The 25,032-nt window shown below is 31.9% G+C and carries 31 protein-coding genes; 21 read left to right on the top strand and 10 right to left on the bottom strand.

Going from position 1 to position 25,032, the window contains the following annotated elements; genetic code table 11:
* The first annotated feature begins 117 nt into the window (after window positions 1–117).
* From ACQKNI_RS03315 to ACQKNI_RS03290, 6 genes are all read left to right on the top strand, one after another.
* Window positions 118–567 carry an NUDIX hydrolase gene (locus tag ACQKNI_RS03315; RefSeq protein ID WP_098356779.1) on the top strand — a complete coding sequence of 150 codons (450 nt, stop codon included), beginning with the start codon at window positions 118–120 and terminating at the stop codon, window positions 565–567.
* A gap of 180 nt (window positions 568–747) precedes the next feature.
* Entirely contained in the window at window positions 748–1,710 is a 963-nt protein-coding gene (locus tag ACQKNI_RS03310) for a helix-turn-helix transcriptional regulator (RefSeq protein ID WP_098252067.1), read from the top strand.
* A gap of 74 nt (window positions 1,711–1,784) precedes the next feature.
* Window positions 1,785–2,417: a type 1 glutamine amidotransferase family protein gene (locus tag ACQKNI_RS03305; protein ID WP_088229319.1), complete on the top strand. Its 633-nt coding sequence runs from the start codon at window positions 1,785–1,787 to the stop codon at window positions 2,415–2,417.
* A 416-nt stretch (window positions 2,418–2,833) separates the two neighbouring features.
* On the top strand, window positions 2,834–3,406 hold the full coding sequence (locus ACQKNI_RS03300; protein ID WP_088229924.1) for a histidine phosphatase family protein: 573 nt from the start codon (window positions 2,834–2,836) through the stop codon (window positions 3,404–3,406).
* Between the two features lie 184 nt (window positions 3,407–3,590).
* Window positions 3,591–3,974, top strand: coding sequence for a hypothetical protein (locus tag ACQKNI_RS03295; protein WP_140417261.1), 384 nt, complete (start codon window positions 3,591–3,593; stop codon window positions 3,972–3,974).
* A 670-nt stretch (window positions 3,975–4,644) separates the two neighbouring features.
* Window positions 4,645–5,304, top strand: coding sequence for a serine/threonine protein kinase (locus ACQKNI_RS03290; protein WP_088229321.1), 660 nt, complete (start codon window positions 4,645–4,647; stop codon window positions 5,302–5,304).
* Window positions 5,305–5,438: 134 nt separating this feature from the next.
* Here the strand turns inward: ACQKNI_RS03290 and ACQKNI_RS03285 are convergent, their stop codons facing one another.
* Both ACQKNI_RS03285 and ACQKNI_RS03280 read right to left on the bottom strand, forming a co-directional pair.
* On the bottom strand, window positions 5,439–5,618 hold the full coding sequence (locus ACQKNI_RS03285) for a hypothetical protein (protein ID WP_088229322.1): 180 nt from the start codon (window positions 5,616–5,618) through the stop codon (window positions 5,439–5,441).
* 91 nt (window positions 5,619–5,709) lie between these two features.
* Complete coding sequence (locus ACQKNI_RS03280; protein WP_088229323.1) at window positions 5,710–5,967, bottom strand: hypothetical protein; 258 nt, start codon at window positions 5,965–5,967, stop codon at window positions 5,710–5,712.
* A gap of 137 nt (window positions 5,968–6,104) precedes the next feature.
* Between ACQKNI_RS03280 and ACQKNI_RS03275 the strand changes: the two genes are divergently transcribed.
* The 4 genes from ACQKNI_RS03275 (at window position 6,105) to ACQKNI_RS03260 (ending at window position 9,258) form a co-directional block, all read left to right on the top strand.
* A complete protein-coding gene (locus ACQKNI_RS03275) occupies window positions 6,105–7,535 on the top strand; it encodes a PQQ-dependent sugar dehydrogenase (protein ID WP_098356777.1) in 1,431 nt (476 codons plus the stop codon).
* Between the two features lie 101 nt (window positions 7,536–7,636).
* Window positions 7,637–8,209, top strand: a complete 573-nt coding sequence (locus ACQKNI_RS03270) for a hypothetical protein (protein WP_088229325.1) — start codon at window positions 7,637–7,639, stop codon at window positions 8,207–8,209.
* Window positions 8,210–8,236: 27 nt separating this feature from the next.
* On the top strand, window positions 8,237–8,800 hold the full coding sequence (locus tag ACQKNI_RS03265; RefSeq protein ID WP_088229326.1) for a GNAT family N-acetyltransferase: 564 nt from the start codon (window positions 8,237–8,239) through the stop codon (window positions 8,798–8,800).
* Between the two features lie 77 nt (window positions 8,801–8,877).
* Window positions 8,878–9,258, top strand: a complete 381-nt coding sequence (locus ACQKNI_RS03260; RefSeq protein ID WP_001048941.1) for a nucleotide excision repair endonuclease — start codon at window positions 8,878–8,880, stop codon at window positions 9,256–9,258.
* 51 nt (window positions 9,259–9,309) lie between these two features.
* Here ACQKNI_RS03260 and ACQKNI_RS03255 read toward each other — a convergent pair whose 3' ends face one another.
* The gene (locus ACQKNI_RS03255; protein ID WP_098252063.1) at window positions 9,310–9,516 is read right to left on the bottom strand and encodes a hypothetical protein; all 207 of its coding nucleotides are present in this window, start codon (window positions 9,514–9,516) and stop codon (window positions 9,310–9,312) included.
* 132 nt (window positions 9,517–9,648) lie between these two features.
* On the opposite strand from ACQKNI_RS03255, the gene ACQKNI_RS03250 reads away from it, so the two are divergent.
* The 5 genes from ACQKNI_RS03250 (at window position 9,649) to ACQKNI_RS03230 (ending at window position 13,417) form a co-directional block, all read left to right on the top strand.
* Complete coding sequence (locus ACQKNI_RS03250) at window positions 9,649–10,428, top strand: undecaprenyl-diphosphate phosphatase (protein ID WP_088033764.1); 780 nt, start codon at window positions 9,649–9,651, stop codon at window positions 10,426–10,428.
* Between the two features lie 62 nt (window positions 10,429–10,490).
* Complete coding sequence (locus ACQKNI_RS03245) at window positions 10,491–11,813, top strand: NAD(P)/FAD-dependent oxidoreductase (RefSeq protein ID WP_427282191.1); 1,323 nt, start codon at window positions 10,491–10,493, stop codon at window positions 11,811–11,813.
* Window positions 11,814–11,876: 63 nt separating this feature from the next.
* Window positions 11,877–12,404 (top strand): GNAT family N-acetyltransferase, encoded by a 528-nt coding sequence (locus tag ACQKNI_RS03240; RefSeq protein ID WP_088229328.1) that lies wholly within the window; start codon window positions 11,877–11,879, stop codon window positions 12,402–12,404.
* Window positions 12,405–12,420: 16 nt separating this feature from the next.
* Window positions 12,421–12,942 (top strand): YfiT family bacillithiol transferase, encoded by a 522-nt coding sequence (locus ACQKNI_RS03235; protein ID WP_088229329.1) that lies wholly within the window; start codon window positions 12,421–12,423, stop codon window positions 12,940–12,942.
* Between the two features lies 1 nt (window position 12,943).
* Window positions 12,944–13,417 carry a GNAT family N-acetyltransferase gene (locus ACQKNI_RS03230; RefSeq protein ID WP_088229330.1) on the top strand — a complete coding sequence of 158 codons (474 nt, stop codon included), beginning with the start codon at window positions 12,944–12,946 and terminating at the stop codon, window positions 13,415–13,417.
* A gap of 121 nt (window positions 13,418–13,538) precedes the next feature.
* On the opposite strand, the gene ACQKNI_RS03225 is transcribed toward ACQKNI_RS03230, so the two are convergent.
* Entirely contained in the window at window positions 13,539–13,916 is a 378-nt protein-coding gene (locus tag ACQKNI_RS03225; RefSeq protein WP_088229331.1) for a PH domain-containing protein, read from the bottom strand.
* 179 nt (window positions 13,917–14,095) lie between these two features.
* Between ACQKNI_RS03225 and ACQKNI_RS03220 the strand changes: the two genes are divergently transcribed.
* From ACQKNI_RS03220 to ACQKNI_RS03200, 5 genes are all read left to right on the top strand, one after another.
* Window positions 14,096–14,947, top strand: a complete 852-nt coding sequence (locus ACQKNI_RS03220; RefSeq protein ID WP_088229332.1) for a patatin-like phospholipase family protein — start codon at window positions 14,096–14,098, stop codon at window positions 14,945–14,947.
* A gap of 12 nt (window positions 14,948–14,959) precedes the next feature.
* Window positions 14,960–15,331 carry a YxiJ-like family protein gene (locus ACQKNI_RS03215; RefSeq protein WP_088229333.1) on the top strand — a complete coding sequence of 124 codons (372 nt, stop codon included), beginning with the start codon at window positions 14,960–14,962 and terminating at the stop codon, window positions 15,329–15,331.
* Window positions 15,332–15,467: 136 nt separating this feature from the next.
* Window positions 15,468–16,664, top strand: coding sequence for an alpha/beta hydrolase (locus ACQKNI_RS03210; RefSeq protein WP_088229334.1), 1,197 nt, complete (start codon window positions 15,468–15,470; stop codon window positions 16,662–16,664).
* Window positions 16,665–16,685: 21 nt separating this feature from the next.
* A complete protein-coding gene (locus ACQKNI_RS03205; RefSeq protein WP_088229335.1) occupies window positions 16,686–17,093 on the top strand; it encodes a DUF1992 domain-containing protein in 408 nt (135 codons plus the stop codon).
* Between the two features lie 78 nt (window positions 17,094–17,171).
* Entirely contained in the window at window positions 17,172–17,987 is an 816-nt protein-coding gene (locus tag ACQKNI_RS03200; protein ID WP_088229336.1) for a YwqG family protein, read from the top strand.
* 821 nt (window positions 17,988–18,808) lie between these two features.
* Here the strand turns inward: ACQKNI_RS03200 and ACQKNI_RS03195 are convergent.
* The gene (locus tag ACQKNI_RS03195; RefSeq protein WP_098840995.1) at window positions 18,809–19,579 is read right to left on the bottom strand and encodes an LAGLIDADG family homing endonuclease; all 771 of its coding nucleotides are present in this window, start codon (window positions 19,577–19,579) and stop codon (window positions 18,809–18,811) included.
* A gap of 296 nt (window positions 19,580–19,875) precedes the next feature.
* Between ACQKNI_RS03195 and ACQKNI_RS03190 the strand changes: the two genes are divergently transcribed.
* Window positions 19,876–20,838 carry an MBL fold metallo-hydrolase gene (locus ACQKNI_RS03190; protein ID WP_098840974.1) on the top strand — a complete coding sequence of 321 codons (963 nt, stop codon included), beginning with the start codon at window positions 19,876–19,878 and terminating at the stop codon, window positions 20,836–20,838.
* 119 nt (window positions 20,839–20,957) lie between these two features.
* Here ACQKNI_RS03190 and ACQKNI_RS03185 read toward each other — a convergent pair whose 3' ends face one another.
* The 5 genes from ACQKNI_RS03185 to ACQKNI_RS03165 form a co-directional block, all read right to left on the bottom strand.
* Window positions 20,958–21,479, bottom strand: coding sequence for an NUDIX hydrolase (locus ACQKNI_RS03185; RefSeq protein ID WP_098840975.1), 522 nt, complete (start codon window positions 21,477–21,479; stop codon window positions 20,958–20,960).
* A 22-nt stretch (window positions 21,480–21,501) separates the two neighbouring features.
* Window positions 21,502–22,632 (bottom strand): DNA polymerase III subunit beta, encoded by a 1,131-nt coding sequence (dnaN, locus tag ACQKNI_RS03180; RefSeq protein WP_098840976.1) that lies wholly within the window; start codon window positions 22,630–22,632, stop codon window positions 21,502–21,504.
* A 30-nt stretch (window positions 22,633–22,662) separates the two neighbouring features.
* Window positions 22,663–23,106 (bottom strand): NUDIX hydrolase, encoded by a 444-nt coding sequence (locus ACQKNI_RS03175; protein ID WP_427282190.1) that lies wholly within the window; start codon window positions 23,104–23,106, stop codon window positions 22,663–22,665.
* Window positions 23,107–23,394: 288 nt separating this feature from the next.
* Window positions 23,395–24,603, bottom strand: coding sequence for an L-lactate MFS transporter (locus ACQKNI_RS03170; protein WP_427282189.1), 1,209 nt, complete (start codon window positions 24,601–24,603; stop codon window positions 23,395–23,397).
* 278 nt (window positions 24,604–24,881) lie between these two features.
* Entirely contained in the window at window positions 24,882–25,025 is a 144-nt protein-coding gene (locus ACQKNI_RS03165; RefSeq protein WP_088229343.1) for a hypothetical protein, read from the bottom strand.
* Between the last annotated feature and the right edge of the window lie 7 nt (window positions 25,026–25,032).

Here is a 25,032-nt window from a genome sequence, read left to right as displayed (position 1 = left end):
TAAAATACTTTTAAAATAGAGGGCCGACACGATAAACCTGCATTATTAATGTAGAAATGTGATGTTGGCTCTTTATTCATATTTATTTAAAGCTTATTTTCGAGAGGAGGTTAAGCAATGCGAGTACCCTATCAAGTATTGATATTTCCTTATATAAAAACTGACGATTCTATTCAATATGCCATTTTCAACCGAAGTGATTATGGTTATTGGCAAGGAATTGCTGGTGGTGGAGAAGACGGTGAGATTCCTATTGAATCAGCAAAACGGGAAGCGTTTGAAGAAGCTGGTATTATAAGAGAATATCCATATATAAAATTAGATTCTGTGTCTTCACTACCAGTAGAGGATGTAGTTGGAGGATTCCTTTGGGGAGAAGACGTTTATGTAATAAAAGAATTTTCTTTTGGAGTTAAAGTCCCTACAAAAAACATCTCATTATCTAAAGAACATTTCCAGTATAAATGGTTATGCTTTGAGGAAGCAGTAAAGCTTTTGAAATGGGATAGTAACAAAACAGCATTGTGGGAATTAAACAAAAGACTATTAAAACAATTAAAGTGTTAACTAACAAAAATATTAGTGGAACAAGAATTGAACAATTAAGACAAGCCTTGCTACACTTCATATGTAGCAAGTTTTTTCTTAGCGTCGTTTTTTTAAAACCAAATTGTGATCAAATGATGAGTTACACCAAATATCGGAAATATATAATAGAAAATAAATTTCATATAGAGGTGAAATTATATGCCTAAAATTGATAATATGTTAGCGATTCTATGGATGCTTCGTTCAGGTAAAAAAATTACTGCAAATCAAATCTCAGAAAAGTTAGAGATTAATATAAGGACTGTGTATCGTTATATTGATACACTTTCAACAAGTGGCGTACCTATCATTTCAGAACCAGGACATAACGGTGGATACACTTTACTGAATAATTTTATTGAGGCTCCTCTTTTTTTTGATTTTGAGGAGCAAACTTCACTATTTCACGCTGCTGTTTTCGCAGAAGAAGCCGGATATTATGGAGGTGAAGCACTAAATAGGGCCATTTCAAAACTAAGTAAATACTCAAATCAAGAGCAGGAAACAAAGATAAACCAACATTTAACTAATCTTGAAGTAATAAGTCGATTACGTCCACTCTCTATAGAACCTTTTTTGAAGGAATTGGAGCAGGCCGTAGCTGACGGGTATTCAGTAAAAATTCTTTACCATAAAAGTGGCGAAAAGCAATTAAATTATAGATTAGTCGATCCATACAGAATTATCTTTTGGAATAATAAGTGGTATGTGATTGGATTTTGTCATCTTAGGAATGATATCCGTAGTTTTAGAGTAGATCGAATTGAAAGTCTAATGCTAACCGAAAATAAGTTTAACCGGCCAAAAGATTTTTCAGCACGTGACTTTTTTATAAAAAACCTCCTTCCAACTATAGAAGATAAGGAAGGGATTATTTCTTTGGTTATTAATGGAGATAAAAGTGTATTGGCTGATATTTGCCAGCATTGGTTTTTAGGACATTATTTACAAGAACGGACTTCAAATCAAGCAGTTTTTCTTCTTGAAAAAGATATAATTCATACATATGTACCTTATTTACTTTTACCGTACAATAAATCTATTAAAGTTATTGAGCCGATAAGTCTTAAGAAAAGACTTATTGAAATTCTGTCGGAATTAATAAAATTTCATCAAGTATGATAACTTCCCTGACGTTAGCTGTCAGGGAAGTTATCATATAATAGCTATATCAATTGTGATTGGAGTGCTATTGGATGCAAACAAAAAAAGTTTTTCTATATGTATTTAATACAATGTCGGACTGGGAATATGGATATTTAATTGCTGAACTAAACTCAGGAAGATATTTCAAAAAAGATTTAGCACCTTTAAAAGTAATTACAGTAGGGGCTAATAAAGAATTGATTACTACTATGGGAGGACTGAGCATAAAACCAGATATTTCCCTTGATGAATGTATTCTTGAGAGTAAAGATCTTTTAATTTTACCAGGAGGGACTACTTGGAGTGAAGAAATTCATCAACCTATCTTGGAGAGAATTGGCCCAGCTTTAAAGCTGGGCACTATTGTTGCTGCAATTTGTGGTGCAACTGATGCCCTCGCGAATATGGGATACTTGGATACTAGAAAACATACAAGTAATAACCTAGAATATACTAAAATGGTATGTCCTAACTATAAAGGAGAAAAGTTTTATGAGTTGGGATCTGCGGTATCTGATGCGAATTTAGTTACTGCATCCGGAATAGCGCCTCTGGAATTTGTAATGGAGGTACTGAAAAAAATAGATGTATTTACACCAGATGCATTACATTCATGGTATAACCTAAATAAGACTCATAAACCTGAATACTTCTTCCAGTTAATGAATTCAATAAATAGATGAGCTAAAAAAAGCAACTTAGCAGATTTATATTAGTTTAAATAAAAACCATGCTTGAGACAACGTCAAAGTATGGTTTTTGAATATAATTTAAAAATGCTTATAGGGGTTTGACCCCTTATAGAGGAATGAAAAAGCCCAATTTCTATTAATTAACGGTGAAGTTGGGTTTTTAGTATTGAAAAATCCTTAACGTTGTAAATCCGCATTTTCCTGACGGTACCCCAATAATCAAGCTTGTTTAGAAAGAAAAACGTTTTTTATACCTGAGGATAGTGAAAACTTCACGTCTTTCTTACAAATATCGTGAAGTTATTTCGAATTCGCGCAGTTTTCTGTTAATTAAAAGAGACAATCTTGGATATATATGCTAACATCAGGGAGGAATTGTAAAGGAAGCTGGAAAAATGGAGGTAATTATGAAAACTTTCATATATATGGTGAGACACGGGGATTCACCGAAATTTGGAAAAGAAGAGACAAGAGGATTAACTGAAAAAGGAAAATTAGATGTTCAACGAATAACAAATGCATTACAAGGTGAGGGAATCGACGTTGTTATCTCAAGTCCATACAATCGCTCAATTCTAACTGTTCAGCAGTTAGCAAAGCAATTAGGACAAGAAGTTATAGTATTTGAGGACTTAAAAGAGAGAATTTTTATTGCTGAAGAGGAACGAATGTCGGATAAAGAATTATTCCCTTTGATAGAAAAGTCATTCTTAGACCCCGACTTTGCTTTAATAGGAGGAGAGTCGAATGTCGAATGTCAGAAACGTGCTATAAAAGTTTTAAAAGAATTATTAAACACCTATCGAGGACAGAAAGTAGTATTAGGCACTCATGGGGCTGTAATGACTTTGATGATGGGATATTATGACAGTAAGTATGATTTGAATTTTTTACTACAGACATCAAAACCAGATATATATAGAATGGAATTCAATGGGCAAGAATTGGTGGAAGTTAAAAGATTGTGGGAAATTTCATAGATTGACTTTATTCATCCATAGCTTACCTTAATGGCGTGTATTATAAGAAAAAGGGTTACTGCGGTAACCCTTTTTCTTATGGCACTGACGGGGATTGAGTTCAACAATATAAAAATTCGGTTCTTAGCGTACAAAATTCACGTTTTGTTCTTGCTATCCCGAGGTGAAATGGGAGGGAATGTTTTTGGGCAGGATATTTTTAAAGTTATTTTTTAAATCAATCCTATTTGTTTTCTTATGCGGTATTGTTGTTTTTTCTATATTTCAGATTATTTTTGTCTGGAGTGTTTCGACAGGACTAGGGAGAGATGATATAGTCGGATTTTCTGATAATAAGTATGTAATTGGTCGTCCACCTGTTAGCTATAATTTATATAAAAAAGATAGTGGGGAAACTATATTAGATAATGTTATTGGTTATAAAAAAGGAAAAACTAAAAGCTATATTCGGAATAAAATTGAATTTGTAGTGATAAATGAGACACAGGGTAGCTATGAATTGTATAAAATAGAAAAGGCTTCAGAAAAGGATATAGAACGGCTGAAAGAAATGAAGAGATTAGAATAAAAGAGACTATCTGAAAGGTAAAAATGTACACTTGTTATTGTTAGATCTAAAAAATGATTTAGACTGATAACTGGGTTTTATTTTATAAAAAGAATTATTATTAAAATAAAGCATTAGGAGTTCAGTCCCATGCCCTCAAGTTAATATTTTGAAGTGTGCTCCAAACGAAAATTTTCTTCGCTTTGGGGAACTACCAATTTCTTAAGTTGATGGGCCTGTGACGGTACCCGTAGATGATAAAATAGAGTACTAAGCATCCGATGTGAAAACAGATATCCCTGAATCAAAATTTTTATGAAAATGAAAACTCTTTTGGTCACCCAGGCGCAGGAGGTGCATTCTGTTTTGACTATCCAGATGAAAAGTTAGGTTATACTTATACGATGAACAAATATGGCCAATGAACCAAGAGAACTGACACTAAGAAAAGCCCTGTTCAGTTGCCTATGAAAAAATGAAAATACGTGAAAATAGTTAAAAATATTTTTATGTTGTATGGTTTTTGGCTATGAATAGCGGAATAAACATTAAGTATTCAGCAGTTCAAATAAAACGAGTCATCTTTTTATTTTAAGAAGAAAGATGACTCGTTTTATGCTAAAATTCGCTTAGTGTATATTTTCGTTAAAATGTGGGTAGGCCCCCTTTTAGCAAAACCGGAGTGGAAATGATGAGTATAAATAGTTTTGTGGGATTGATAAAGGAAGAATTATTAAAAGAGGTAATCATAAGAAGTGAGGATGCATTCGAGCCTGTAGTAGTTAAAGATATTCCTAGACCTTGGAAGTGTTTAGGGCAAGGTAATTATGCCGCAGTATTCATGCACAGAAAGTACAAAGATTGGGTAGTGAAAGTTTACGCGCGAGAAGGAGAAGGAATTGAAAAAGAATCAGAAGTATACCGAAGAATCGGAAATCATCCTTCTTATTCGGAGCTTATATATAAAGGAGAAAATTTCATAGTATTGAAACGTTTAAAAGAAATTACCTTATACGATGCTATTCATAAGGGAATTAAAATTCCTAAGCAGGTGATCCTTGATATCAATGAAGCTTTAGAGTATGCAAGGGAACAAGGATTAACTCCTTGTGATGTTCACGGGAAAAATGTAATGATGGAAAAAGGAAGGGGATATGTAGTCGATGTATCTGATTTCTTAAAAACAAAAGAAGATAGTAAGTGGAGAGACCTAGAAAAGGCATATTTTACATTTTACTTGCCTTTCATTTATAAATTGCCTTTCCCTGTTAAAATACCGTATTTTATGTTAAACATAGTTAGACATTCGTATAGAAAATATAAGAACATTAAAAAGAAATTCAAATTATAATAGGATCACATACTTATTTATAGGTTAGCTAAGTGAAACACTAGTAAACAAAAGGACCGTACATTTTAGATATGTCTAATATGTACGGTCCTAATCTTTTTTATTTATACATATTTTTGTTAGTTATATCACTATCAATTCCAAAACGAGATATTTTGAATAAGTGAAACTGTCAAAATAAGTGTTGATGCGGAACCAGCAGTTAATAACATTACTATTTTTCGTCCATTCTGTTCTTTTGAAGGTTTTATCAGTTCTGTAATCAACAAAATCCATATTATTATAGAAACTATAGAAATAATATTTATAGACATATATAACATATCCCTTCGTGTTTTTACATAAACATTTCTTTTTTTATAAAATAAAAGCAGTCTAATAAGAAAATATGTACAGCATTAAAAATCAATATTCTCCTGTTAAACCACCTTTTTTAAATAGAAATACGACTGATAAAACGATAACAACAGCCTTCAAACTGCCCCAATATGGATAAATAGCATGATTTGTTAGATTAGCATGTTGAAAAATGTTCTCTAAACCAAAAATCCCAATAATGATTGCTAAAAGAAAAGCGGCTTTTCCTATAGTCGTATTACAATAGAGGGTAAATAAATATAGTGCAAATATAAGTGGTAAGATGATTTGTAGTATAAGTGTCATAAGTAGTCCCCCTAGTTTATTTATAATTATATTATATACAAAATTGTAATAAAAAGGAATATGAGTTAGTTGATACTAATAAAACTACTCTAATCATACTCTTCTATTAAATAGAATAAAAAGGGGTGGAAAGTTAATTGACAAAAGTTAAGGTTCGTTTACGACCCATTGTTCATAAAGTAAATTTACCAACTGTATTGAAAACAACTATTCTTCCAGGTGAATCGACCGAAAGGCTATTTATCGCAACTCAATTAGGAGAGATTTTTTACATAGGAGACGGTGTTATAAAAACATTTTTAAATATTCGTCCGCGAATTATTAAATTAGGTACTTTTGAAGAAGGTGTTGCTAGTAGTGGGTATGATGAGCGAGGATTGCTTGGACTAGCATTTCATCCACGATTTTATCAAAATGGGTTATTTTATCTTCATTTTTCAGTAGCTGGAACTCAAGGACCTGGTGCACTTTCTGAACAATTCAAACCGAATCCTTGTGACCCTAAAACGTTAAACTTAAAGTGGATTAATAGAAATACACAATATGATCATATTGATACAATTGAAGAATGGATTTTACAATCAAATGGTCAACCTCAAAAACACAGAACATTACTTAATATAAAACGCCCATTTTTTAATCATAATGGAGTAAATACTTTAAACTTTTCTCCAGAAACAGGGCAACTTATTTTTACAAATGGAGATGGTGGGTCGGGTTATGATCCGTTTAATTTAAGCCAAGATAATTTAGAAATAGCAGGTAAAATAATTGAAATCGATATAAGTAAAAATACATTCATAAATAATCCTCCAGTAGTTACGCGCTTTAATGAACTTCCTCTATCTATACAAGAAACACTTACAGTGATTGCGAAAGGGGTTCGTAATATAACCGGCATTTCATTCCAAAGGTTTTATAATCAATATATTAAATATACAGGTAATGTCGGACAGGATATTGTAGAATCTATTTTTTCATTTGTTCAATATAAACCAATACCGGTTACCGAACTTGTTCAAATGCATGTAATGAGATTCACTCCCAATCAAGATGGGTTTATTAATTTTGGTTGGAGAGGATGGGAAGGAGAATTACCTACTTCTTTTATAAGGCACTGTTCTGAGAATCCTACTTTGGATGAGAGAACAATGGCTTATTATAATGAAACAATAGAATTATCCGCAAAGCGTATTCAGCCACTCATTAGTTATTTTCATAAAGACCCCAGACCAGATAAGTTTGGAGGAACTTCACTAACAGGAGTTCAGCCGTATATGGGAACTGCAATCCCGAATTTAAATGGTGGTGTTGTATTTAGTGACCTTGCTAAGAAAGAAGATTCACAGTCGCCAGTTAAAGGTGTTTTAGCATATACTAGAGCCGGTACAGAAGGTAAATATACTGACTTTCATGTTATTGAAACCAATTATGATTTTGGTACGCAAGCAGCTTATTATATGAGTTTAGGAACAAATTCGGATCAAACTAGATTATATTTAGGGGTTTACGGTTCTATGAAAGTAACTGATTTTAACAAAGGAACCATTTTTGAAATTATTCCTTGATACGATATACACTGGCAGTTTAAAAATATTAGCAACTCATAAACTACTAGTGTATGAATAATATAGAAAGTGATGAATTAGGTATCTTTAGGGGGATTTCGATGAATCGGTTTATACGTTATTGGTGTCAATTTATGATAGAGACTGATGCGAACTTTGTTCATAAAAGAAAATTGTCCCTTGCAAATAAGTTAGTCATTACAGCTTTAATGAGCGCTTTAGCCACCATGTTTCAAGCAGCGGGGAATTTAATTCCTGGTATAGGATTATTCATTAGCCCTTTTGCGACGTTACCAATTTTTTTCGCTATTTGCTACTCTATTCGTGAGGGAGTACTTTCTTATCTTCTTACTATTCTCCTATTATTTATTATCGAGCCAAGTGAACTAATTGTTTTTCCTTTTACTACAGGCTTATTAGGTATAGCCTTAGGACTATCCTTTATACAATTCAAGAGGAGAATTTGGGTGGTTTCCTTTTCTGCGATTTGTCTACTTATAGGAATAATAATTGTTCTAGATATTTTCCGTTTTCCCGTACTTGGTCCTACTATTCATACAACTATGGATATAAACATTATTTTATCAATATTTATACTGAGCTTTCTATACTGCTGGATCTATGCAGGGCTTTGTAAAATATTGTTGAATAGAATATATAAAGTTTGGTTTTAACAATTGTATAGAATGGAGATTTAAATCATGTATAACGTTGAAATTAGAAGACCGAATTCGGATGATTTAGAGGAACTTCACTTGTTTTTCCGTATAGTTATTACGAATACATATAAAGACGAAGGATTATCACAATTATTAGCTGAAATAGAAAATGAAATTAACTCAAAAAAGCAATATTTGAAAAATGATTTTGATAGTAATGGAGAAAATCGTTACTTTTTATTAGCAATAGATACAAATAACGATAAAATCATTGGAACAATTGAAGTTGGTCCAGCAAGTACATTGATTAATAGTTGTACAGGCGGCGCACTTAAAGATTTGTATGAAATAGGAACTGTATTTATATTTCCAGAGTATCAAAGAAAGGGTATAGGTAGTTTACTACTAAATACAATGTTTCTTACGTTACTTAGCAGAGGAATAACAGAATACTGTTTAGATAGCGGATACAAAAACGCACAAAGTATATGGACGAAAAAGTTTGGAAAACCTAGCTACGTACTGAAGGATTACTGGGGAGAATCAAGTGATCATATGATTTGGAAGAAGAGTTTACATGATACACCTATAATATTTAGATTATAAAATGAAATATACCTCTGGACATAGCTTTTCTTACGTATGTATGCTATTATTTATCTTTATAATAAAAGAGGACGTGAATGAACTTGATTAAAATTAATATTCCTGAAGCTGATGTTTCAATTACTGAGCGTAAACAAGTTATTAAAGGTGACGAGCCAATCATTACTCCAATTAATGGTTTTATCGATTTCCACTTGTTCCCTAGAGATAAAGGCGGCATTTTTATGTTTTACAATATTAATGACGAACTTCTTTTCGTAGGTAAAGCTCGTAAAATTAGACAACGTATTAAAAAACATTTTGAAGACAATGTTTCACCAATTAAAAATCACCGTGATGAAGTATACCGCATCGATGCATGTATCGTAGAAGATCCAACTGAAAGAGAAATTTACGAAACATATATCATCAATGAATATAAAGCAAAATATAACGTTGATAAAGTATTCTATAAATAAGCAACAAAAAACAATCCTAGCACATATACTGGGATTGTTTTTTATTTAAAATTAATCCTCATATTTTTCTCCTTTTTTTAAATGATTAGCAGCAATAAAGCAGCATACACCTATACATATAAGTACAATTCCAATTGTTTTATGTTTTCCTTCAAAGAAAGGAATATCAGAAATAACATTTGTCATACACAACCCTACAAACACAAGGATAGGTCCTATCCACAGTAATACATTGCCGAATGTTGTATGTTTCCACATATTAACCCTCCTCGACCATTTTTACATATATATCCATAATAAAAAAGTAAATTCATAGAGAAATATAGTTTTTTTCATATCGAAAATTTAACCTTCATATATTGGTACAAGCAAACAAGAAAGGAGACCATCATGAATTGGTTAGAAGCTTTTATATTAGGGATCATACAAGGTTTAACAGAGTTTTTACCGATAAGTAGTACAGGTCATCTTTATTTAGGAAGGCATTTGTTTCAATTAGATGAAGCAGGATTGTTTTTAGATACGATGCTGCATATCGGAACTTTACTTGCAGTGTTTATTTATTACAAAAAAGAATTTATATATTTAATCAAAAATCCATTTTCAAAACTAATGTTGTTACTTATTGTTGGGACGATACCTGCGGTTGTAATCGGCTTATTATTTAAAGATTTTTTTGAAGATATTTCAAAAACAGGTATCACGATTGGTTGGGAGTTTTTAGTGACAGGATTTTTTCTCTACATGGCAGATAAACAAAAGAATGGTCGTAAAAAAATGGACGACATTACATACAAAGATGCATTCATTATTGGTTCCTTTCAAGCGGCTGCTATTTTTCCAGCAATTTCTCGCTCTGGAATGACAATTGTCGCTGCACTATGGAGAAAGTTAGACCGCGAAACTGCTGCTTACTTTTCTTTTTTATTATCAACTCCAGCCATTGTCGGAGCTATCATCTTACAATTTGCAGATGTTTTTCAAGGGAAGGCAGAATCTATTTCTAGTACATCTTTAATTGTTGGAACGTTATCAGCAGCGTTTTTTGGTTACATAGCCGTTTCATGGATGATTCAATATTTAAAACGACATTCTTTAAAAGTATTCGCGTATTACGTATGGGGATTAGGTATTTTAATTTTAACGTTGCAATTTACTCATGTGTTTTAATTTAGTAACAGATCCTGTTTCATTCATACAAGACAGGGTCTTTTTTCATTAAGGGGGAAAATATGTTTAATAAGGCTATTGTTATTGGTGGAAGTATGGCAGGAAAGCTCGCAGCAAAAGCATTATCAACTACTTTTAAAGAAGTAATCATTCTAGAAGCTGGCGAAAAATGGGATGGAAAAGCTTCGAGAAAAAGAGTTCCACAAAGTAATCATCCTCATGTGTTATTAAAAGGCGGAGAAAACCCAATTGAGAAATTGTTTCCTACTATTACGAACGAATTAATAGAAGCAGGTAGTATCGTAAATAACTTTACTCGAGATTTGAGGTGGCATCAATTTGGTTTATGGAAACAGCCATTCAACGGAGGCGTACATATGATTCAACAGAGTCGTCCTTTGCTAGAATGGCATATTCAAAAACGAATAGATCAAATTTTAAATGTTACCACTAAATTTGAAACTTTAGTTGAAGGTTTATTAGTCGATGGAAAGCTTAATAAAGTGTGTGGGGTAAAAACTAAATGTTTAGACACAGGGCTTCATGAAGAAATTCATGCAGATATTGTAGTTGATGCGAGTGGATTCGGTTCAAAAAGTATAGAGTGGTTACATGAATACAATATTGAGGTGCAAGAAGAGAGAGTGCGTATTGATTTATTTTATGCAACGAGAATGTTTAAACTCAAAGAAGATGAAACGTTAGACTGCTGTAATATGCTAATGTCTCCAAGTTTTCCAGAAAACCCTTACGGTGTACTTATACAAACGATTGAAGATAATCGTTATTTTGTTACTTTTAGTGGCTATGCAAATGAGGAAGCGCCACAAACGGCTGATGAGTTTTATAATTTTGCTGAAAATTTATCCATTGCTAATGTAACAGACTTTCTAAACAAAGCTGAGGGAATTACTGGTATAAAGCTATACAAAATTCCTTATCAAGTACGTCGGCGATTTGATTTAGTTACTAATTTACCAGAAGGGTTGTTAGTAGTTGGAGATGCACAATGTCGTTTTGATCCCGTTTTCGGTCAAGGTGTTTCAGTTGCAGCTATGGAAGCTTATCAGTTGCAATTACTACTACAAGATAGAAAAAATCTCGATAAAACATTTACACAACAGTTTTATAAGAAGGCTACTACAATCATACAAACCCCATGGGAAATGACAACAACGGAAATATCACGACATCCTCAGCTAAAGAGAGAATTAACTATGAAACAAAAATTCCAGCTATGGTATACAAAGCAAATATATCAACTATCTGCAAGTAATTCTGACGTTTATATTCGATTAGTAAGAGTGATGAATTTAATTCGTAGTCCATTTCATTTATTTCATCCGAAAGTGCTATTTGCTGTGTTACTGAAGCGAAAGAAATAGCAGGAAATTAATCGATTAAAAAAGAATATATAACAGTTAGTAGATATAGAAGGAGTAATCGAGATGAAAATATACATAGAACAATTAAAGAAACACGATGCTAAAGATTTATTTACGTTTGAACTTACAAATAAGTCTTTTTTTGAAACAATGGTGCCAAATCGTGGGTCGCAATATTTTGATTTTGAATATTTTCAAAAACTACTAGATGATTTATTAATAGAACAGGCGGATGGAGATTCTTATTTTTATTTAATTCGTAATGAAGAAAAAGAAATTGTAGGACGAATAAATTTAGTAGATATAGATACAGAAACTCGAAGCAGTTCGTTAGGTTATCGTGTCGGAGAAAAGTTTACTAAAAAAGGAGTTGCAACTGCAGCTGTAAAATTAGTTTTAGACGTAGCGCAAAATTATGAAATTAATGAAGTTCATGCTAAAACAACGACTAATAATCTCGCATCACAAATTGTATTAGAAAAAAGCGGGTTTTCTTCTTATCATAACGAAGCAGATACAACTTCTGTAGAATTAAATGGTGAACATATGAATTTTGTACATTATATTTGGAGAAATACTTCGCGCTTATAATAAGGGGGACTTATTCATGAATGATTTACGTTATCCAATTGGGCAATTTACATACAAACATCCTATAACTGAAGAAATGATTGATACATGGATTCAAGAAATTGAAGATTTACCGAATGAATTAACAAAGGCAATTAAAGATTTAGATCAAAAGCAGTTAGATACACCGTATCGCGTTGGGGGATGGACGGTTCGCCAAGTAGTCCATCACGTTGTTGATAGCCATATGAATAGTTACATACGCTTTAAATTAGCACTAACAGAAAAAAATCCAACGATTAAGCCATATAAAGAAGAGAAGTGGGCAGAACTACCTGATTCTAAATTACCAGTAGATGTTTCACTAGTAATGTTAGATTCATTACATAAAAGATGGGTTAACCTTTTATATTCTTTAGAACTTGAAGATCTAGAAAAGACATTTAACCATCCAGAGACTGGTGAAACAAAACTTGCTGCTGCAATAGGACTATATGCATGGCACGGTCGACATCATACAGCTCATGTAACTTCATTAAGAAAGCGACTTAATTGGTAACATGAAGATTACATTAGAGAAGGCAACAGAAGTTGATGCAGCAGTTTTATTTCAAATGCAAATAGACTCATTTGGCCCTCTATTAAATAAATATAAAGACTATGAAACAAACCCAGCAAATGAATCTATTGAAAAAACTATTTTTAGAATAAATAATCCCAGCAGTAATTTTTATAAGATGATAATAGATTCGAAACTTGTTGGAGCGATATGTATATCCCAAAAAGAACTACCATATAAGTTTTGGATCAGTCCAATGTTTATTCATCCAATCTATCAAGGGAAAGGAATCGCTCAAAAGGTACTTATTTTAATTGAAGAGATGTTTCCAAAAGCACGAAGTTTTGAACTTGCTACGATTTTAGAAGAAGAAAGAAATTGTTTTCTATACGAAAAAATGGGGTATAAAAGAACAGAAGTAATAAAGAAATTAAATGATAAAACTACACTTATTTATTACAAAAAAGAAAGGTAAAGCATTTGAAATACGCTTTACCTTTTTATGTTATTTTAGATTGAATATACAAAATTAATGTATATTCTTCCAAAATAATCGGATTAGTAATTTTGAAATTGAATAAACATGCACAAACTAACTATTTTGTCGTATATGTTACCAATGCTTTTTGAATGCTTATAACACTATCGTCACCTTTAAATTCTTTCGTAATTGGTGCACTCAAACTAGAAACCCATATTTTCAGTTCTGCATCTAAATCAAAATGCCCAGCTGTTTCGATACTAAACTGTGTAATACTTTTATAAGGGATAGAATGGTATTCTGTTTTTTTACCTGATATCCCTTGTTTATCTACTAAAATAAGGCGACGATTTGTGAATACGATTAAATCGCGAATTAATTTATATGCATGTTCAACTTTCTCATCGTCTAACATAATCTTCTCTAAATCACGTTCTACACTTTCTGTACTCGCATTTGATGCATTTCCTAAAATACCACTAAATAAACCCATATGAAATTCCTCCTTTAATATCTGTGGAATGAGTAATTTATATTGTACCATGTTACTAACTTAGAGATTATGACATTACTGTAATAGTTTTTCGTTATTGTTGTAATTAGTTTATATAACCTCATCTTAAAATCTTGTGCTAATATGTAAATAAGAAAAACGAAGCAGAGGGATATAGCATGAAGAATATCGGTTTAGTATTAGAAGGCGGAGGAATGAAAGGTTTATATACTGCAGGAGTACTCGAATATTTTATGGAAAAGGACTTATTCTTTCCGTATGTAGTCGGTGTATCGGCTGGAGCCTGTATGGGAGCAACTTATTTATCACGTCAAAAAGGAAGAAATAAGAAAGTAAATACAGAACTAGTAGCAGATCACCGTTATATATCTTATCGAAATTTGATTCGAAAACGTGAATTATTTGGAATGGACTTTTTATTTGATGAAATACCAAACAAAATTGTTCCATTTGATTTTCAAACTTTCTTAAACTCAAATGAACAGTTTGTAATAGGAACGACAGATTGTGAGTCAGGACAGGCTATTTATTATAATAAAACAGAACACGGAAATGATATTTTAAAAATCATTCGTGCCTCAAGCTCTGTACCCTTTATAGCACCTGCTGTAGAATACGGTAATCGAAAGTTGTTAGATGGAGGGATTATTGACCCTATTCCAGTTCTAAAAGCTCAAAATGATGGTTATCAAAAGAATGTTGTAATTATGACAAAGCCAGAAGGATTTGAGAAGCAGCGAAATAAATTTTCAGGTTTAGCTAAAATTTTATATAGAAAATATCCGAATATCGCAGAATCTTTAGTAGAACATTATCGTTTTTATAATGAGACGATATCTTATATGAATCAAATAGAACAAAAAGACAACTTTTATGTCATTCAACCAAGTGTACAACTTCCTATAAGCGGTATAGAGAGAAATAAAGAAAAACTCGTTAATTTATATAATCTTGGGTATAAGGATGCTCAAGATCATTATGAAAAATTATTAAATTGGATAGAGAAATAAAGGGGTGGAACGTTGATATTAGGAAAAAAGGTTATTTTTAATGAATTGCAGAAAATGCATAGTCCACTGTACAAAACGTTTCCGAATTGTGACATTCGAAAAATACGAAAAGATTTTAATAATATGTTTACAGAAGATGATTGTATAAGCGCTGATTTAAATTATTATTGGATGCATACGGCAGGTACTTTAAGTTACGTGCTTAATAACAACGAACAGGAGATTGTGTTTGATCACATAAAGTGGCTAAGGAAATCTTTTTTTGAATGGTTCCCGCAATATCATTTTCTAGCAACTGAACTTGTGAAGTATCCCATTTTATATAGAGATTTCATGAATTATGAGAAGACCCGAAAACTATTAATTTATTACCTTACTGAATAAAAGTGAAAACGTACAAGTTACATTACTTGTGCGTTTTTTGTGTTCATAAAATATACAATATTGACAACTTGTTTATATAGGAATTCTTATTATGAAAAAGAAGTACATATAGAATATTACAAAGGAGGGAAGAGACGTGCACTCAATAATTAGTCCTAAGTTAGAGGAGCTTATTGATCAATTGAAAAACGGAGAAGTGAAAGCTTTAAATACTTTTTTGTATGAAATAAGGTTAAATCATACGCCACTAATAGAACAATGTCCTGTAGATAATCAGTATAAGCTTATAACGTATATATGGTTAGGTGACCGAAAAACCGAAAATGTTTATGTATTCGGTAGTTTTCCTGGTTGGGATCTGTCTGTAAATCAACTGCAACGGTTGCTACATACAGATATTTGGTTTAAAACGTTTAGAACGGATAAGACATTTATTTCAACTTACTATTTTTCAGTTAATGATTTTTTTGAAAATGATTGGGTAAAACGTAGTGAGCAGTACAAAATAGACCAATTTAATGGAAATACATTTGGAGAAGGTGCCCATAAAGCGTCTGTATTAAAAATAGGTATGGAAGTGCAGTATAGCAGTCGTTTTCCTTCAAATCATTATCCATCTGGAAAAATTGAAACATATTCTTTTCATAGTTCGATTCTAGATAACACACGTAAAATTCATATTTATACGCCTCATGATTATTCTCACACTTCACATCTTCAAGAACTTCTCATTGTATTTGATGGAAATTCATTCATTAATGACCTTTCAATCGCAAGCACACTCAATTATTTAATTTACGAAAAAGAAATCCCGTCTTGTATTGCTGTTGCTATAGATCCTGTTGATCGGCTAGAAGAGCTAACTTATAACGGTAAAATGAATACATTTTTAACGGAGGAATTACTTCCGTGGATTCAAGCTAAGTATCATGTATATCAAGAAGAGAGGCATACAACCATTGCTGGTTTCAGTCTTGGTGGCTTAGCAGCCTTTTATGCAGCGCTTCAAAATCCACATATTTTTGGGAATGTGTTGTCAATGTCTGGATCCGTACACTGGAAAAAGGATGGTTTTGAAAAAGAAATTCCTTGGACTGAGTATCAGATTCTATTTAATAATTTAAACGCATATCATCTTAAATTTTATATAGCAGCAGGAGAACTTGAAAATGAACCTCTTTTAACGGCTAATAGACGCCTGTATGAAACTTTAAAAGGAAAGGGATACCAAATTACTTATGAAGAGTTTCAAGGTGGTCATGACAGTGTTTGGTGGCGCGAAAAGTTGTTTGATGGATTAAGAGCATTAAAACATACAAAAACAACGCTGTAAAATAGAAGGAGGATTGAATCTATGAATCAAGAAGAACTAGATAAAAAATTAAAAAAACAAGAAATTTTAGTGAAAGATGAGAAAGTTTGGTCCTATACGTATGAGGATCATATTAGTTCTATCGTTAAACAAGCAGAGAAGAAAGGAGCTTTTGATAATTTACCTGGCAAAGGGAAACCTCTTAATCTTGATAAAGATCTTTCATACAATCCTGACAAGCAACTGTATAGAACTTTGAAAAATAATCATGTTTTGCCTAAATGGATAGAACTTTCAAAGGAAATTGATGTTTTAAAAGAAAGTCTAAAAGAAACAACAAATACAACAGAAGCAGCGGATTTAATTCAAACTATTAATAAAAAGGTTTCAGAACATAATTTAATTTGTCCGCCAAGTGCGCAAAAAACGAGGGTGAAAACAGATTTTTAACACTTTTCAATTAAGCTAGCTCTTACTATATAATTAAGTGAGGCATTTTCAACTTATAATTATAGGGAGGCAAATGTGGTGAAGAATACGTATCAACTTCAAATTCCGAAAGAACTAGAACAGTATCGTAGTAATTTAGAAGAAAGTGTAAAACCGTATATTAAAGTGTCTGGAACACAAGCAGAGACAACTCTTTTTGAAAGTAAGTTTGGTGGATATCCGTATTTACCTACCAATCAAGAGCATCCTAAAGACTCAACAGGACAACCTATGATGCTACTTGCGCAGTTAAACTTTGAAGAAATGCCGCATATTGAATTTATGCCTCAACACGGAATGTTACAGTTTTTCGTAAGTGCTGATGATGAGCTGTTTGGAGCAGATTTTGATCATCCAACAAGCCAAAAAGACTTTCGAATTATTTATCATTCTACAATTACAGAAGATTTAACTACGGTTATTACTGATTTTAGTTATTTAAACACTTTAGAATTAGAGGACTTTATCATACCCGAAGCAGCAAAACTAAATTTTGAATTGGATTATCAACCAGTAACACCAAGAGATTATCGATTTGAAAAGATTTTTAACGATAACATTGATTGGGAAGAAATTGTTGATAAAGAAAACAATACAGAATTAGGTGAACTGTATGATGATTTATGTGAAGATCAAGGGCATAAAATTGGAGGTTATCCATTTTTCACACAGACAGATCCAAGGGAATGGGAAGAAAAATACCAACAACATAATATATTATTGCTGCAAATTGATACAGACAATTCATTAAATATTATGTGGGGAGATTCTGGTGTTGCTAATTTCTTTATACGTAAGGAAGATTTGTTGAACCTAGATTTTTCCAATGTTATTTACAATTGGGACTGTTACTAAAAAATATAAATGAAATACTAGCAAGCTAAAAAATCTTCCTGAAGGTGAGGGAGATTTTTTTATGTTCAAAATAAATGTTATGTTAACTAGATTGCAGAACAATAAGTATAATAAAAGTCAAGCATAAATAACAAAATAACAACAAATAAAGTAAAGTTGTAAAACGTGTGTAAATAGCAATATAAAATCATTAAGTAAACATAAAATAAAATTATTAATTTATATTTTGTATAAAATAATTTTTCCGCATAAAAATTTCTTGTTGATCAAAAATGATTTTAATTCGTTAAATCTTAATCGATTATTAATTTAAATTTGCTGTGAAGGATTTATAACAAAAAACAATAAAAACTGTAGAAATTCGTTTAGATAAGATTTTGTGTGAATCTCATTAAAAATCTCCGTTCTGTCTCATTAAGTATAGTTTACTTGGTTTTTGATACCTGATATTGCTTTGTTTCTATAACTGCCTATAATATATATTATGTCAACTAGTAAAAAGTAATAAACTTATTATATATTAGCGGCATGTTTTACACTTCCCTTTTCTTTTTTTATTAGTGATTCATTCATTGTTTTGAATTGGTGTGAATTGATAGCTTTTTGGAATTCTAATTGTTTCTTGTATATGATGTTAATTAACAAAATTAAAAACAACTTGTTTAGAATTAATAATTAAACAAGTTGTTTTTAGATTGACCAAACTATATTTATAATTAGCTTTCTACAGCAATTACTTTGATTTCGATTAATACTTCATTTTGAATTTAAATTTTATATATAATTGAACTTGCTCGTGTATGATTTGATTATCATTACAATTATTCTTTTTGTTGAAAAATATTATATTTACGCTTTAAATGTAAACCTTTATCTTTATAAATCCACTGTGAAAATTTATTAACATTATTTTTACCACTTAGGTATATACGATATTGTCTTTCTTTATCAACAAAACTTAATTTGAATTTATTATCCTCAAGGATATCTTTAAAAGAATTCATAAAATTATACGATCCTCCAACAAAGCTAACAAAATATTTATGGGAGTTTACATGACCATCTCCATCAAAATACCCACGAACAAAATGATGTAAATATTCTTCTGGTACGAAAGGAAATTCGATGTTAAATGATTTACATGGCATGATTCCGTGTATGTTCATAAGATCGTTTTTTATTGTTTTGCTATTAATGTTTAGCATATATACGCCTGTTTTTTTATTTTGATATAGTGGCTGGTTGGTGTTTAGTTCTTGTTTTATATCTTCTAAAATGTAACTTTCTTTTTGAGATATACTGACACATTGATTTTCCTTCTGTATAACACCATCTGCTGCTATAAACCCTAATATATAAGCCATGTTATTTGACCACGTTTTAAAATAATCTTCTGTTATGTCATACTTTCTCTTCCAACTGCCTATAGCGCGCCTTGGAATGTTGCTGTCTGATAGAACCATACGAATATACCTAGCAGACACATTAGCAAGTATGGCGATTTCTGAGGTGCTCTTCCCTTCTGCATACAGATGAATGATTTCAGATTTCGATAGTTTACATTTTGAATTCTTTTTTCCCTGTATTTGCACTGGCATCCTCTTCTTCCTTTTGTTAATTAGAGACATATTTTCTTCTATAACATATAACAAAACATACGTTCTTTGTTGCATATAAAAAGAAATTTACTAAATTAAAACAATTTACATTTACTTCATATTGGTTTTATCTGCTGCTGAATAAACTTCATTTTATATATACGAATAATAAATTTGATGGAATTATGAAATGTAATGCATTAAAGATGAAAGGTAAAATGATATAGTTTACACTACAAATAACCACAATAACTACATACGTACATTGTTAAACGTAAAAAGGAGAAATAATGAAAAAGAAATATGAAAATCAAATCCATACTGATATGAGTTTTAAACTGAAAGATACTATAGGTTTAATGGCTGATTACTTTAAAATAAAATCTAAACTGCGTCCTTTAAAGAATTTACCTATTGTTTTATCGAATACAGATAATGAATCTTTAGAGAGTGTGACATGGTTTGGACACTCTGCTTCTCTTCTAAAAATAGAAGGTAAAAAATTGTTATTAGATCCTATGTTTGGAGATGCCTCTTCCCCATTCCCTGTCTTTAATAGTAAACGTTATAGTGGGACGTTTTCATTGGAACGTGAAGATCTTCAAGAAATTGATGCGATTATCATTTCTCATAATCACTATGATCATTTAAATTATAAAAGTATTATGCAATTAAAAGATCGTGCAAAGCATTTTTATGTTCCGAATGGAGTTGCACAATATCTTATTAAATGGGGTGTTTCACCTAGTAAAATTAGTGAACATAATTGGTGGGATGAAATTATGTTTGATAATATTAAGTTGGTATGCGCTCCTGCAAGACATTTTTCTGGACGAAGTATGACAGATAGAGATCGTTCGTTATGGTGTTCATGGCTTATTCTCGGTCAAGAAACTAAAGTCTTCTTTAGTGGTGATAGCGGATATGCGCCTCACTTTAAAGAAATTGGTGATAAATATGGTCCATTCGATCTTACATTAATGGAATGTGGGCAATATGATACACGCTGGTCTGCTATTCATATGTTGCCAGAAGAAACGGTACAAGCTCATATTGACGTTAAAGGAGAATTACTACTTCCGATTCATTGGGGTGCTTTTACATTAGCATTACATGAATGGAGTGATCCTATTGAACGTGTTACGAAAGAAGCAAAACGTTTAGGAGTTAATATTGCAACGCCGCAAATCGGTGAATCTATTACGTTAAAATCTACGGATTATCCCTCAGCAGCTTGGTGGCGTGAAGTTTAATTATAAATGTAATAAAGAGCGAACCTTTTTATTAGGGATTCGCTCTTTATTCTGTATTTAATTTTTTCATTCTATTTCCTCAAACGTTTTTAGATTACAAATTATAATGACAGTTTCGTTTATGTATTAATTAAGTTATGTATATCATCTATCGAACCGTCCTGCTTAACCAATTCTTCATTCCTGTAATCTATTAATTTTTGATTAGATAAAACAAAATTGTGTTCTAATATTAATTCATTATGTAGGACTTCAGGTAATAATTTTGGTAACATCTCTCCTACACCGTAATTATAGTCGCTTAATATCCAGGACACATTTTTCCAGTCTAAAATCCCTTCGGATACTTTTTTAGGTGTGTCATATGTAAATTCAGACGGTAGTACTACTACATAAATATACATGCCACCAGAGTATGAAGAGTCCTCCCACTTAATAATTCCTTTAAATTGAATTTGATTTTGCTTAACATCTATACTTGTCTCTTCTTTTATTTCACGAATCGCATTTTCTAAAGGCGATTCTCCTGGTTCTATCTTCCCACCTACCCCGTTCCATAATCCTTTTACAGGATCATATTCTCTATTTAGCATAAGTATTTCTTCATTTCTTTTAATGAAACATAAAGTGTACTTGTACATAATGTAGTTCCTTCCTTCGTTCCTAATAAGCTCTCACTGGTGATATAAGATGAACTGCTGCAGATTGCTCACCTGCTTCAATTAATATCGGTCTCATTGAACCACCAAAACTTAAAGTGACGGTTTCTTCTTTTATTACCCTTAAAGCATCGACCATAAATCGTCCATCGAAAGATATATTTAATTGTGTTTCACCTTGAATCACATCTATTTGTTGTGTTTCAGCTATTTTACCAACTTGAGAGTCGTTAGAATAGATTTTAATAGTGGATTCGTTGATGATTTCTAAGTTTACATTGTTATTTGCCCATTCACTTGCTAATAAACTCGATCGATCTACGCCTTGTAAAATCTTTTTTCTATCTATGTGAATAACCGTTTGAAATTCATTTGGAATGAGACTAGATATATTAGGATATTTCCCTTCAATTAGTCTTGAATATAACGTAGTTGTGCCGAATGTAAAAACAATATGACTCTCTGAAAAATAGATATATACGAGTTTCGAATTACTATTCATTAATTTAAGTAGTTCACTAATAGTTGAACTAGGTACTATACAGTTTGCCTTCACATTTGTAGAAACTAGTGTTTCACGTATAGCAAGTCTATGCGAGTCAGTTGCAGCACAAATTAATTTATTATGATCTAACTCTATATGTACGCCGGTAAGAACGGGTCTAGATTCATTTTTAGCCACTGCAAAAACAGTTTGTTTAAACACTTCAATTAATTGTTCTGTTTCTATTTGTATTTCTGTATGATTGTCTATTAGTGGTACGTTAGGAAACTCATCTGCTGGAAATCCATTTAAGTTTAAAGTAATTTCTGCTGATTGTATGGTAATTGTTTGCTCATTCTTACTTTTTATTACTATATCATTTGGCATTTTTTTTATTATTTCAATGAAATATTTTGCAGGTACAACAATAGTTCCTGCTTTTAAGATAGTTGTAATTTGTTCGTCTTCGATTGAAATAGGGATGAATTTCTCGATAAAAATATTCGAATTACTCGCGATTAAAGTAATTCCAGATTGATCTGCTGTTATTTTGATACCAGATAATATAGGAATTAAAGCTTTTGTCGATATAGCTTTACTTACTTCTGAAAGTGCTTGAGTGAAGTGTTTATGATTAACGATAAACTCCATTTTTCCCCCGCCTTATATGAAATGATATTTTTATGTAGATTGATGAACGATTGTTCCGTTAAAAAAGTACGGTACTGTTTCTTTCTTTTGTAAAATGTCTAGTAAATGTTCTGGTATACGTAAATACGGTGCTACTATATGAAGCTCCATCCAAGTAATCTCTTCAATTTCTTTTGGCCGGGATATATATGTCTCTCCGCCGATTATCTCGCCTGAAAAATTAAAGAAAATGGCGTGATGGTCTCTCTCCTCGAAAAAGGCTTCGCTGATAGAGCAAATCCCGTTTACAGATATATGTAGTCCTGTTTCTTCTTTCACTTCTCGAATTACTGCCTCTTCTAACGTTTCCCCGAATTTAACCGCACCGCCTGGTAGTGTGTAATAAGAACCATTTTTCCCTTTGTTTTTTACCATCAAGATCTTTTCGTTAGCTTTATCGTACAAAAGCGCGTATGTAACATTGACTTTTTTCATACGTACCTCCTCTAATTTTAATAAAAGGAATTTTCTGTATTTATCTCATTTTATCATTTTCTCGTTTCGATATATATAAATTAATTAAACCCTTCATTTATCGCTATAAGTAACGTCTGCTGCTACATATAAAAAAGACATTATTTTGAAAAGGTTATCCAAAGTACGGTCTTTTTATTTTATCTATTCCATTTCATAATTGTATTGTCCTGTCTTTACTGATCAATTTACGGAGCAAAGTTTACGTTGTAGTGAAAAAGAGCCCTAGCATAAGGACTCTTTTTAAAATCAAGCTATTTTCCGATGTAACTGATTTGAATCCTTTTTCGTTTCTGCACTTGGCGGACGGATTAAAATAGAAATGAAGAAAGAGATCACACATAAAACACCAATTGTTATGAAGGTTGGCTGAAACCCTCCAAGTAGTGCACCAATAAATGAACCTGCAAGTGCACCAAATCCAAAACCTTGGTATACGATACCGTAATTTGTACTATGGTTTTTTAAACCGAAGAAATCACCAACAATGGCTGGGAATATTGTGATGTTACCACCGAAACAAAAAGCAACGCTTGCTACACAAGCGAAATATATCCCGTAATTTAGTGGGATAAAACTTAGTGTAAAGACTGACAATCCTATAACAATAAACGTTGCCGAGACAATTTTTAATCGACCTATTTTATCTGATAACGTTCCAAGGATGATTCTACCTATTGTATTAAAAATTGCAATCATAGCGACGGCGTTAGCAGCAGTTGCTGCACTAAGACCAACGAGCTGGACTCCGATATCTTTTACCATCCCGATTAAATACAATCCACCCATACACGACGTAAATAGCATGAAAAACAAGAAATATACTTGTTTCGTTTTCATCATTTCACGTGGCGTATAATCATTGTGTAATGTTTCTGTTACCGTGTTGCTTACAATTGCTTCACGTAAGAAGAACGATCCAATCAATACTAAAAGTAAAACGATAATACCCCAATATAAAAATGCTTGTGATACACCAAGACTATCGATAAGATTACCATTTATATATCTAAAGATTAAACTCCCCATTCCATATGCTGAAACAGATATACCAGAAATAAGCCCTTTACGGTTTGGAAACCATTTAATTAAATTAGATAGTGATGTAATATATGCTGTTCCATCAGCATATCCAACGACAACACCGGCCAATAAATAAAGTAATGGTAATGAGGAAACTTGTGAACTAAGTATTAAACCGAGTCCTAAAACAATTCCTGCAGTAGCGATAAGTTTACGAAGACCAAATTTTTGTTGTAGCTTTCCTGCAAATAGAGTTGAAAATGATAAAGAAAAACTCGTAATAGAGAAAGTAATCGCGACTGAATTGAGATTCCATCCAAACTTACTTACAAGGGGTTGATTAAATAAACTCCATGTATAAATTGTTCCTAGGCCAATTTGAACAATGATTGTACCTAGAACAATTAGCAACGGATTTATAGATGTTTGTTTCATACGTACTGTCCCCTTCTTTTATCATGACATGAATTTTCATAGTTAGTATATCCACGATAAAATGCAAGATACTGTACGGAAAATGGTAATTAATTTCATATACACAAAAAGACACTTCATAATGAAGTGCCTTTTTGCAGGTTATATCAGATATATTTAAAGAAAGCTTTGTTAAGATAAGACATTTTCAAATGCTTATGTATATATTACCAAATGATTTCTTACATGTAATGGGACTTGAGATGTATTTTTAATTCATCATATAGTCGGATAAGAAATTAATATTCAATTTCATCAAAATCCTTCGGCTGCGGTACTGTCTGCATGTTTGCTGCGTCTTTTGGGTCGCTATAAATCGCATTTTGCTCTGTAGTTACATCTTTTATATTTTTCTTTTTATTTTTGCTTACATTTTCTTTCACGTTATAT

The sequence above is a fragment of the Bacillus sp. NPDC094064 genome (assembly GCF_050279585.1).
Lineage (GTDB): Bacteria > Bacillota > Bacilli > Bacillales > Bacillaceae_G > Bacillus_A.
The sequence above is the reverse complement of the archived record's forward strand: the minus strand, read 5'-3'. Positions and strand labels throughout refer to the sequence as shown.